The organism is Syntrophales bacterium (genome assembly GCA_030655775.1).
GTDB lineage: Bacteria > Desulfobacterota > Syntrophia > Syntrophales > JADFWA01 > JAUSPI01.
In genome coordinates, this window is the sequence record JAUSPI010000127.1 from 19,662 (window position 1) to 31,134 (window position 11,473).

An 11,473-nucleotide genomic window follows, 5' to 3' on the forward strand; every position below is an offset into this window, starting at 1 on the left:
CTACTTTTCGTGCCCGGCAGCGATATAAAAATGATTGAAGCTCCCCGCAACAAGTTGCGGGGAAGCTCCGACTTTCAAGTAACTTAAATTCGCAAATACGTTGTAAGTGGTTAACATTTCTTAATATCTGCCCGAAATAACGCATTTGTCAAAACATAAGTTACTTCCAATTGTAATGCCGTAAAACGGCATAGTGGAGCTGTTAAGGAAAATGTTTATTTTATATTCGCTCGCTAACCCCGCCGCAAGCAGCGGGGAATGCGCTCGCTGTTCAGTTCAAGGCTGGCATCTTTCCTGATTCCCAGACGCGTCAGGGCAAAATCGTACCGTACCGGGTCGTGAGGGTTAACCATTCTGAATGAATCTGTTATTTCGATGGCCGTTTTCATGTCTGCCTGTTTCCGTTTTGTAAGTCCTAATATGAGGCATATCCTGTGAAGATGTGTATCGAGCGGCACAATTAGCCTCGCAGGCGGCACATCGTCCCATCCACCGGGGTCCACGGAATCCTTCCGTACCATCCATCGGAGAAAAAGATTGAGCCTCTTGCATGCGCTGCCTTTTTCCGGTGAAGGTAACAGGCTGTTATTCTCGGTATTAAAGCCGGCACGTAATTCTTTTACAAACGAGGTAAGCGCCGGTCGGATTGTGTCGGCGTCGTTGCCGAGAGCGGATTTAAAACATGCATAGAGTGAACCGTATTTCGTTATAACGCGTTTAGCGCCGTAGAGCATTACTGCAAGTTCATCACCGGTAGTAAACCTGTGCTTAAAGTCGGAAAACGTGTGTAAAAGTGATTTCATTGAGGCGTCTTCAAGAAAACGAGATGGGGACGGAGCCATTTTTTCAAGAACAGTTGAAATACTTTTTAGTATCTGAGAAACTCTGCCGTAGGCAAGCGAAGAGGCGAGAAGTCCCGCAATTTCCCGATCATGAAGATTATCGTAACAATAGAGAAATTCAAGTGGATCAGGATGAATGAACTCGTGCCTGTTGTATTTTTCGTACAGATGTTCGAGTGCTTCTTCTAACAGCAGTGGTGACATATCAGCTCTTATTTATTCAAATTTTCCAGTTCACCGACAATCGACTCGAGGCGAGGCCTTTTGTTGATATCATGAACGTCAACATAACGGATACTCCCTTTCTTATCTATTATAATAATTGCCCTTTCCGCAACTCCATCGGAACGGAGCACCCCATAACTATCAGCTACTTTGCCATGAGGCCAGAAGTCGGAAAGAATCGGAAACCACAGCTTCCCCATCTGGTTTGTCCATGCAAAAAGAGTTGGAATATTGTCAACCGATATTCCAAGGAGAATGGCATCATTTTCATCGAATATGTCTTTCACAATGCCATAACCGGGCCACTGGTCAGAACAGACCGGTGTCCATGCGGCAGGCACGAAAGAGATGACTACATTCTTTTTTCCAAGGTACCAACTGAGAAAAATTTTCTCCCCGGCGACTGAGGGAAGTGTGAAGTCGGGAGCACGATCACCAACCTTTACCTTCAAAACACTGTCTGTGGGCTTGAGATTTTTTGGAAAGTAAATGTTATCCTTATAGACGTCTGAAAGGCCGTAGGCCGTTGCAGTTAGGAAGAAAATAATTATAATTCCTGACAGCAAATTGAGATAACTAAATTTTTTCATTGTTCACCTCCTACTTCAATCCGGACAGTTTAAGTAATAGCTCCAGAAATTGATCGGCCTTTTCGAAGCCGCCGAGTTTGGAATAGAAGACCTTGGGAACCCCGTCATCAATTCTAATTCCTATAAAATATGGAGTTCTGACCTCTCCCACGACCTTGTGGATGGAAAAATCTCCATCTTCAAAAAGAGGGAAAGGAACATCGTATCTTTTCCTGAACACCTCTGCTTCATAGGTGGAATTTCCTGCTGCGATGCCTATCAACTTGATTTTATTTTTCAGCGCGGGATTGTTTTCGATTATACGATATAGTTCGTTTACCTTGTGTGCGCTTGCCTGGCAGTGGGGACAGTACATATTCATAATTTCAATGATGACCACATTGGCCTTGATCTGTGGAATTTTGAAAAAATCACCACGGGAAAGACCGAGATAGTTTTTATAGTCATTATTTGCAGGCACCGTAAGTTTTATCTCCGGTAACACGCTACCAGTTGCCGGAGGCTGCGTTGCAGCCGAAACGGGTAAGGTGATTATCAGAGAAAATACGGCGATTACTATAACGTGTATAAGTATTCTTTTCATTGCTTTACCTCTCTTTCTCTATCTTTTATAACGTTTCTTAATTTCTGACAGCGTCTCAAAATGCTTTCGTTCCTCATCTATGATCTTGTCAATAAAGTCTTGCTGACTTTTGGAAAGGAATCTTTTGATTTCGTGATAGTATAATATGGAATCCAACTCACAGCGGATTGCGAAATTTAAGGCTGTGAGTGTATCTTTAATCTTTGACAATTCTGAATTCAGGGCATCCCTTGTAAAGACAATGTTGCCATCGACGTAATCTCGAAGATAGCCGCCATACTCTCCCGGATAACTTTCCGGCAGTTTATGTTTCTCTATTTTTGAAAGTATATCTTCAAAAGTAATTTTGTGCTTATCTTCCTCATCGGCAAGATAAGTGAATATTCTTTTTGTCTTTTCGTCCTCTGCTATCTGAGCGGCATAACGGTAGAAACTACCCCCATTCTCCTCAATTCTAATGGCAATCTCAAGAATATCACTTGCTTCGAAGTCACTCATATTAGACTCCTTTTTTTCTGCGATTAGAGGTGTTTTTTCTCAAACCATCGAAAAAGCATCATTCCTCCGATGATAAACAGAACGATTACAATCCAAAGGATTCCATGCTTTTTCATCTTTTTTCACTTAAGTCACACCCCCTTCATTTTTTGAATAAGAATACGCATGTAGAATCGTACTGTAGACGGTCTTTACTGAATAGAGTTTTCAGTGGCGCACCGGTGATTGTATGGTATGTCTCCCGTTTCCGTGCTTTCATTAATAACCTATTTTTTACCCCAGTCTTCAAGTTCTGCTCTCTGATATTCCTCCTGTTGGATGGTGAGATCCATGTTGATGACAAGTCCGGAATGTTTTTTGACCTCGCTGTCCTCGCTCAACTTCAGGTGGCGTTCCCGAGCCGCCCGGACATCCTCCAATGCTTTTTTCAGGGCTGCTCCAATAGCATGACTTTTATCTATCTGTCCGGGTTTAAAATCAGGTGGAATACCATCCTCGGCGATGTTTTCGGCAAAGTGTGCAAGCTGTTTCATCTTTTCCATGGCCTGATCCATGATCTTCCAGCCGGTGGTTTCATGTTGCTGGAAAACCCAGGAAGTGCGGAGATGCTGCAGCATCTCCGTGTATTTACTTGTGACTTCTGCCTGCAACTTATCTAACAGTTCCTTAGGCAATTCACTTTCTTCTCCCGGAAGACCAGCTGCCTCTTCCGGGTTTAGCTTGTCCAGTTTTCGCTGAAACTTCCTGGCATGGATAGCCGATTCCGATGCTTCTCTTTGGAGGACCCGCCTGATATGGGGATCATCAACTTTATCCGCTTCTCCGTTGTAATGAGGGATCAGTTTCTCCTCATATTCAACGTAGGATTTGAGCATAGTAGCCCTGCTGGTCGGATCGTGGGGATACGGAGCAGGTATAAAATTGGGTTCTCCTCCCAGCTTGCCTATGATCATACCTAGCCAGTGCATATGCCACATCTCCTCCCTGGTAATGGAAATGAGGCTCGCACCAAGAGGTGTGTCTTCTCCTTCCATATAACCGTGAACGAGATAGCGTATGATGGCTGCATGCTCATCGGCAATGTCCCTGTTTAACATGTCAATCAATGCTTGCTTTTCCATGAATGACCTCCCTGTACTAATTTGGCAATGATTATTCTGCCTCACCGCCGTTTTACGTAATGGACATTACGCTTTCCACAGGCCATGCACATTGCAATATTCACGGACTGTCACATTTCCTGCCTCGATGTTAAAAGTGGCTTCCGGTGCATCTCCAGGATTTAAAAACTGACGGTAAGCTTTTCCGTCTGCAATAATCTCGATCCATTCGATATAGTGTTTCTCCTCCATGGGATGAGCAACGCTGCCCACCTTCACTTTAGTACCGCTTGTTGTCTTTTCCATTACGGGGACATGCTTCTCCTTGGCAGCATCCACAGTGTTTTCCTCAAAGAGCTTCATGGGCTGGTTGCAGCACACAAGCTCTCCGACCCCCTCGTGGAGCATTTCTACAATGTTTCCGCAGACTTCACACTTGTAAATCTGGAGTCTCTTTGTCATGGTTATTTCCTCCTTCCTGGATTTAAGCTTTAATTTTGACCGGGAGCGCATCCCGCAAGCCCCGCCCTGTGGGCGGGGAGCTTCACAGTCTCTTAAAAAGTCTCAAAATCTGTCATTTGTCATGCTGAACTTGTTTCAGCATCTAAACATTTCAATAAGTTAGAGACCCTGAATGATCCTGAAACAAGTTCAGGACATGATTTTGGGTGACAAAAAAAGACTTTTTACGAAAGCATCAATTTTCAAACGATATTGAGTTCCTTGTGTTTGTTTAATATTTTATCTGCCAATCCGTCCAATGCCTTGAAATCCTCTTCTTTTGGAAATCCTTTCACAACAACTGGGTCAAGTATTTCTACCTTTAAATTCGGGATCATTCCCGCAATTTGTTCCACCATTTTGCCGCCCCACCCGTAGGAGCCGATAATTGATGCGAATTTCACTTTTGGCCTCAGGGCATTGGCAAGATAAACCGCATAAACAACATTCGGATGCGGACCGACCAGAACTGTAGGCGAGCCGATTACAACTGTAGCGGCATCTACTAAGGACATCGCCAGCTGACCAATGTCGGTTTGAGCTAAATTGAACTGCTTTACCGTGATGCCCCTTTCAATCAGGGCCTCCACAAAATAGCCGACCATCTTTCGTGTGCTGCCATGCATCGAAATATAGGGGATAACCACTTCATTCTTGACATCGTCGGAAGTCCAGTCACGATAGGCTTCGACAATAAAGGCCGGCTTGTCATATACCGGGCCGTGACTTGGCGCGATGATCTCTATCTCGAGACTTTTTATCTTTTCCAGGTTTTTCCTGATAATTGTCCTGAATGGCATCATTATCTCGGCATAGTATCTCTTGGCCGCTTCATAGACCCTTCCTTCATCAGTGACAAACAGATTACTTGTTGCCAGATGGGAACCGAAGAAATCGCAGGAAAAGAGGATATTTTCTTCCCTTAAATACGTTACCATCGTCTCCGGCCAGTGCACCCATGGCGAATGAATGAACTCCAGCGTCTTTTCTCCTAATGATAACGTCTCCCCATCCTCAACCGTTAAGAACTTATTCTCAGGGATCAGGAGGAGTGCCATGAGCAAGTCTTTACATTTTGGTGTGCAGACAACTTGAGCATCGGGATACAAATCGAGCACCTGCGGTAATGATCCGGAGTGGTCCTGCTCGGCGTGATTGGCAACGATGTAGTCTATATGTTCAATCCCGAGCTGGCTGAGATTTTTTGACAGCACGCCCGCCATAGTCGGATTCACCGTATCTATCAGCACCGTTTTTTCTCCGCCTTTTATTAAATAGGCGTTATAGCTTGTGCCGTCGGGAAGCGGGATGAGTTCATCAAATAACCTTCTATCCCAATCAATTGCCCCGACAGAGTAAATGTTCTGTTTTAATTGTCGTGGAACACTCATTTTTCAAGACCCCCTTCTATTTTCTTTCGGTCTTACTTAGCCTTAAACCTCAAATCCCCGGCAAGTTTTTTGATTTTATCCAGATCCTTGGTCATAGCTGCCCATCCATACCAGTAAGCATAATCCGGATTGGCATGAAACACCCCCTGATAAGTCCTCATCCGGTGTTTCATGTACATATCGAAGAGTACCTGATCGATATAACCTCCGGTTTTATAGAAGTGAAGAAAATCGGGATAAGCATAGGAGTAATGTGCCGGTTTTTTCAAAATACCGTCTTTGTAAAGATCAGCCACGATCTTTATCCCTTCAGCCATTAAGCGGTCTGCCTTTCTGATCATCTGGTCGCCTTTTTCAAGTTCTCCCCTGGCATATTTTTCAGAATGGCACTTTTTGCAGGTCTTAATCATCTTCTCCCGCTCGGCTTTCCAGTCCTCTTCGGTCAGCCGCACCATATCGACCGCTTTAACGGCATCCAGCCGGGCGGTTGGTTTCCCCTCCGGATCCAATACCCCCAACGCCTTCAGGATTGTGGTCTGGTCCTCCGCCCATTGTTTGTCCTTGGGCAGAGGGAGCCGTACCGCCAAGAAGCCCCAGGCCACTTTATTGGTATGGGTCCCGTTGGGGAGGTGACAGAACTGACAGGTAGGAGCAGCCGCGTCTTTGGGCAATCTGCCTATCTCCTTCATCGCATACCTCACCCCGTGTTTGGAGCTTTCATACATCTCCCACTGAGGATGGTCGAACCCCATGTGGCATGTCTGGCACGCTTTGGGGTCCTGTGCCTCTTTCTTAGAGAAGGTATGCCGTGTATGGCATTCATCGCACGAATTGGTCCGGTAACTATAGCCTTTTTCACGCAACTCCTTTTTCTGGGCATCCGACTTTATTCCCATATTGTGGCATCCGCCGCACCCCTTCCCCCCTTCCATCAGTTCGTCAGGTTCCATGTGGGTAACGGGAATGGCATTCAAGGAGGTCCACCCGAAATTGTGTTTTCCTTTGGAGAATTGACCAAACTGTTCCGGATGACATTCGGAACAGGTGACCTCGGTAGGCATCACGGCCAGATGGACGGTCTTTTTGCCTTTGTGTTCGGAGCCATGGCAGACAGGACAGGCCACATCGTTATTACTATGTTCACTGGCTTGCCAATCCTTGACGAGCAGAGGTGTTACTATACGATGGCAGTTAATACAGACTTTTCCATCTTCTGCTGAAGCAATGCCTGCCATAAATAGCAGCGTCATCAGGGAGGCGAAAAAAAAGACAGAAAATCTCTTCATACCCAACCTCCTTTCTTGTTAAGCCACCCTTTCAAAATCATCTTTGCTCACACTACAGACGGGGCATACCCAATCATCAGGGATCTCCTCGAAGGGCGTTCCGGGAGCGATCCCACCATCGGGATCTCCCTTTTCAGGATCATAAACATATCCGCAAACTGAACACTCATATTTCGGCAGACTTTCCATCTTTTTCTCCTCCTCGATATAAGTTGGGGCAGTTTTGGGGGTCGTGCCCCCTTTTATCTGGTGATAATAGGCGTATGTCATCGGCTCGCCCTCTTTAATTACCTCAGCCGCCACTACCTCGCCTATAAACAGGGTGTGTGTACTCAGCTCCAGTCGGTCGATTACCTTTGCCTCTAAGTAAGCCAGTGTATCATCTAAAATTATAGGGACGTTTGTTTCACCCATCTTGTAATTAATGTTACCGAATTTATCTATGTCACGACCGGATTTGAATCCAAAATTGCCTATCAGATTTAGCGGGGCGTCCTGAGCGAGGATTGAAACACCGAAGACCCCGCTGTCAGAGATGTATTCATGGGTTAGATTTTGTTTGTTGATGCAGATTGCAATGGTGGGGGGGGAGGAAGTTACTTGAAAGGCAGCATCTACTGTCTGTCCGTTAATCTTGTCTTCTTTACGTGAAGTAACAATGTAAAGACCGTAGCTTATATTTCGAAAAGCTTTGCTATTCATGTCGTTCTCCTTTCGAGTGCTTAATTTTTCCTTCAACTACTCTGAGCAGGAACTAAGGGCATACGGTCTCAGCCCTTCAATTGAGTGTCCGGCAAACTTTTCTTTCAGATTCATATAATATTATAGCGATTCTAAGTCAAAAATAAAGTAAAAAATCATGCTGGTTAATAACCGGCATGAGTCCTTGTACTAAAAAGCGGTAAGTTAAGCATTACTGACCGGCAGCGCACCCGCAAGCCCCGCCTCGTAGGCGGGGTAAGGGGCGCAATATAAAACAAACTCCTGAACCCAATGGATGTGACTTCAATAAGAAGAAATGTCCGGAAATATGGTTGATGCTGGCTGATATTGTTAAAAAGTATACAAATATGGCTTTGATTCTTTCCCTGAATTTAGTATAAGGGCAAATTACTGAAAATGTGCTGAATATGAAATAATCGCAGGGTTTGTTTTTCCTGCTGCTATTAAGGTGAAGTATGGTCTACCGAGACTTACAGGTGTTTTTAGAAGATTTGGAAAGGACGGGTGAACTCCTGCGTATCAGAGAGCCGGTAAGCCCATATCTTGAAATCACGGAGATTACGGACAGGGTGTGTAAGCAATATGGCCCAGCGCTTCTATTTGAAAATGTGACGGGTTGCGACATGCCTGTTGTGACCAATGCCTTCGGTTCCTTTAAGCGAACATGTATGGCCCTGGGCGTAGATAATCTGAATGAATTGGGAAGCCAGATTCTGGACTTCCTGGAGGTAGAAACCCCCGACAGCCTGATAAAGAAGTTAAAGCTCATACCCAAATTAAAGCGGCTGAGCAATATGTTTCCCAAATTAACGAAAAATGCACCCTGCCAGGAAGTGGTGTTGAAGGGCGAAGAGGTGGACTTAACAAAATTTCCCGTTTTACATTGCTGGCCGTCGGATGGAGGGCCGTTCATTACCCTGCCTCTTATATTTACCAGACATCCAGCCACACAGGTGCGTAATGTAGGAATGTACCGGATGCAGGTCTATGACAAAAAGACAACCGGGATGCACTGGCATCCCCATAAAGGCGGCGCAGAACATTACCGGATAGCGGAAGGACAGGGCCGGCGCCTGGAAGTCGCTGTGGCGATCGGACCGGATCCCGTTATGACCTACGCGGCCACCGCCCCTTTGCCGGAGGATATAGATGAGGTACTCTTTGCCGGATTTTTGCGTGGAGAGCCGGTGGAATTGGTAAAGTGTCTTACCGTTGATCATGAAGTGCCGGCAAGTGCACAGATCGTCCTTGAAGGTTATGTTGAACCGGGGGAGAGGCGCAGGGAAGGCCCCTTTGGCGATCATACTGGCTACTATTCCCTGGCGGATGATTATCCCGTTTTTCATATTACCTGTATTACTCACAGAAAGGACTTGATTTATCCGGCCACAATCGTCGGCAGGCCACCGCAGGAGGATTGCTATCTGGCCAAGGCGACCGAACGGTTGTTCCTGCCCTTGATAAAAAAGCAGTTGCCGGAGATTGTGGACATAAACCTCCCCATCGAAGGCGTGTTTCACAATTTGGCCTTTATCTCCATCGACAAACGCTATCCGGGACACGCGAGAAAAGTCATGCAGGCCATCTGGGGCCTGGGACAGATGGCTTTTACGAAAATTGTGGTCATCTTTGATAAAGAGGTAAATGTTCAGGATATATCTGAAGTGATCTGGCGTTTGGGCAACAACATTGATCCTAAAAGAGACATTGCCTTTGTTGAAGGTCCGGTGGATGCCCTCGACCATGCCTCGCCTCTGCCAATGCTCGGCAGTAAAATGGGTATAGATGCCACGCGTAAATGGCCGGAAGAAGGCTTTACAAGGGAGTGGCCACCGGTGATAACAATGACGGATGAAGTAAAAGAGAAAATAGATAAATTATGGGAGAGCCTGGGTCTCAAAAAATGAGCTATATCCTTGCCATTACAGGCGCCAGCGGCGCTATTTATGCGAAGACTCTTATTGAGTATTTCCATAAGGAAGGTCTGCCCCTGCAGTGTTTAATCAGCAAGGTGGGTGAGGAGGTCTGGAAGTGGGAAATTGGCAGTCCCATTGCCGGGATGCTGCCGCCCGAGATCACCTTGTATGCTGAGGATGACTGGTGGGCTCCGGCAGCCAGCGGGAGTGTTAAAGCCGAAGCGATGATAGTCCTGCCCTGCTCTATGGGTACCCTGGCGGCTATTTCCCAGGGTCTGGCCCGTAATATCATTCAACGCACTGCCGATGTGATGCTTAAAGAAAAAAGGCCACTGATTCTTGTGCCGAGAGAAACGCCTTTTAACACCATCCATCTTGAAAATATGCTTCGGCTTACTAATGCCGGAGCGACGATACTTCCGGCTATGCCCGGTTTTTATCACAGGCCTGAGACGGTGCAGGATTTGGTAAATTTTGTTGTGGCGCGGGTACTGGACCACTTGGGATTAGCGCACACACTTGTTAAATCCTGGGAAGAAATGATGAAGAATCCCTAACTACCCCATCAAAGGTTAAAGGACTGGGTGGCATTGACAAACTTGTTTGTCCGTGCAAAGAAACATAATCAAGAAACACGGACAAACAAGTTTGTCCATGCCACCCATAATAAGAAAGTTGGTGGACAATGCCTACCCTACAACTACAACTCGGAACTTTGAACTCTGAACCCGGAACTTTCGTATAAAGATGTTTAAAAAAATAAAAATTATCCTGAATATGATCAAATTTGAGCACAGTATCTTTGCTCTTCCCTTCGCCTATATCGGGGCTTTTCTGGCCCAAAGTGGGGTCCCGCCTCTTGATAAGCTCATCTGGATATTAGTGGCGATGGTCAGCGCGAGGAGTGTGGCCATGGCCTTCAACCGTCTCGTGGACATGAAGATAGATGCCAGAAATCCGCGCACGAAAGAAAGGGCTCTGCCCGGGGGGCTGGTCACGCGGAATTGGGTGTATGGATTTATTATCTTCTGGGTGGTGGCGTTCTTTTTCTCCGCCTATAGTTTAAATTGGCTCGTATTTTATCTGTCACCCTGTGCCCTGATCGTAGTTATGAGCTATTCCTACATGAAGCGCTTTACCTGGTTTACTCACCTTTTTCTGGGTATGGCGATCGGCATCTCACCTGTTGGAGGGTGGCTGGCGGTGAACCCCGTTTTCGGCGTTGTTCCTCTCTGGCTCTTTGCCGGCGTTGCCCTCTGGGTAGCCGGTTTTGATATTCTTTACGCGTGCCTCGATTATGAATTTGATAAAAAAAACGGCATCCATTCTATTCCGGTCAGGTTTGGTGTAAAAAACGCCCTTTACATCTCCATTTTTTTTCATATCCTGACTCTTTTTTGCTTCTACTGGGCGGGTCAGGCAGCCCATCTGACGCCGATCTATTTTTACGGCCTGGGCATCATCTCCCTTCTCTTGATCGGTGAGCACTGGATTGTTAAGCCCTATGACCTTTCGCGCGTCAATACGGCATTTTTTACCATAAACGGCTTTGTCAGTATCGCAATGTTTTTTATTGTGGCGCTGGCATAAGTCCCGATGTGAGGGTGCATATTAATTCTGAATTATGAATGTTGATGGTTTCGCAAAAAGTCATAAAGTGTACAACTTGTCATGCTGAACTTGTTTCAGCATCTAATCATTTCAGCAAGTTAGAGACCCTGAAATAAATTCAGGGTGACAAAAGCTGACTTTTTACGAATGCATCAATGTTGTCCCGCCTGCTTTTGGGAAACAGATACAGGAAAAACGCCTTATTGC

General features: G+C 45.9%; 12 protein-coding genes and 1 pseudogene. 3 read left to right on the top strand and 10 right to left on the bottom strand.

Annotated elements, in window-relative coordinates; translation table 11 throughout:
- Window positions 1–233 precede the first annotated feature (233 nt).
- The 10 genes and pseudogenes from Q7J27_06835 to Q7J27_06880 form a co-directional block, all read right to left on the bottom strand.
- The gene (locus tag Q7J27_06835) at window positions 234–1,046 is read right to left on the bottom strand and encodes a TIGR02757 family protein (protein ID MDO9528860.1); all 813 of its coding nucleotides are present in this window, start codon (window positions 1,044–1,046) and stop codon (window positions 234–236) included.
- An 8-nt stretch (window positions 1,047–1,054) separates the two neighbouring features.
- Window positions 1,055–1,657: a peroxiredoxin gene (locus tag Q7J27_06840; GenBank protein ID MDO9528861.1), complete on the bottom strand. Its 603-nt coding sequence runs from the start codon at window positions 1,655–1,657 to the stop codon at window positions 1,055–1,057.
- Between the two features lie 10 nt (window positions 1,658–1,667).
- A complete protein-coding gene (locus tag Q7J27_06845; protein MDO9528862.1) occupies window positions 1,668–2,240 on the bottom strand; it encodes a redoxin domain-containing protein in 573 nt (190 codons plus the stop codon).
- Between the two features lie 18 nt (window positions 2,241–2,258).
- Complete coding sequence (locus Q7J27_06850; protein ID MDO9528863.1) at window positions 2,259–2,738, bottom strand: ferritin family protein; 480 nt, start codon at window positions 2,736–2,738, stop codon at window positions 2,259–2,261.
- 266 nt (window positions 2,739–3,004) lie between these two features.
- Window positions 3,005–3,859, bottom strand: a complete 855-nt coding sequence (locus Q7J27_06855; GenBank protein MDO9528864.1) for a ferritin-like domain-containing protein — start codon at window positions 3,857–3,859, stop codon at window positions 3,005–3,007.
- Window positions 3,860–3,925: 66 nt separating this feature from the next.
- Complete coding sequence (locus Q7J27_06860) at window positions 3,926–4,300, bottom strand: desulfoferrodoxin (protein MDO9528865.1); 375 nt, start codon at window positions 4,298–4,300, stop codon at window positions 3,926–3,928.
- Window positions 4,301–4,542: 242 nt separating this feature from the next.
- Entirely contained in the window at window positions 4,543–5,730 is a 1,188-nt protein-coding gene (locus tag Q7J27_06865) for an FprA family A-type flavoprotein (GenBank protein MDO9528866.1), read from the bottom strand.
- A 32-nt stretch (window positions 5,731–5,762) separates the two neighbouring features.
- Window positions 5,763–7,016, bottom strand: a complete 1,254-nt coding sequence (locus Q7J27_06870) for a multiheme c-type cytochrome (protein MDO9528867.1) — start codon at window positions 7,014–7,016, stop codon at window positions 5,763–5,765.
- Window positions 7,017–7,034: 18 nt separating this feature from the next.
- Window positions 7,035–7,196, bottom strand: coding sequence for a rubredoxin (locus Q7J27_06875; protein ID MDO9528868.1), 162 nt, complete (start codon window positions 7,194–7,196; stop codon window positions 7,035–7,037).
- Window positions 7,197–7,286: 90 nt separating this feature from the next.
- Window positions 7,287–7,718: pseudogene (locus Q7J27_06880) on the bottom strand (flavin reductase family protein).
- 476 nt (window positions 7,719–8,194) lie between these two features.
- Here Q7J27_06880 and Q7J27_06885 point away from each other — a divergent pair.
- The 3 genes from Q7J27_06885 (at window position 8,195) to Q7J27_06895 (ending at window position 11,245) form a co-directional block, all read left to right on the top strand.
- Entirely contained in the window at window positions 8,195–9,646 is a 1,452-nt protein-coding gene (locus tag Q7J27_06885; protein MDO9528869.1) for a menaquinone biosynthesis decarboxylase, read from the top strand.
- Window positions 9,643–10,212 (top strand): flavin prenyltransferase UbiX, encoded by a 570-nt coding sequence (locus Q7J27_06890; GenBank protein MDO9528870.1) that lies wholly within the window; start codon window positions 9,643–9,645, stop codon window positions 10,210–10,212. Before Q7J27_06885 ends, Q7J27_06890 begins: the two co-directional genes overlap by 4 nt.
- A 190-nt stretch (window positions 10,213–10,402) precedes the next feature.
- The gene (locus Q7J27_06895; protein ID MDO9528871.1) at window positions 10,403–11,245 is read left to right on the top strand and encodes a UbiA-like polyprenyltransferase; all 843 of its coding nucleotides are present in this window, start codon (window positions 10,403–10,405) and stop codon (window positions 11,243–11,245) included.
- Window positions 11,246–11,473 lie beyond the last annotated feature (228 nt).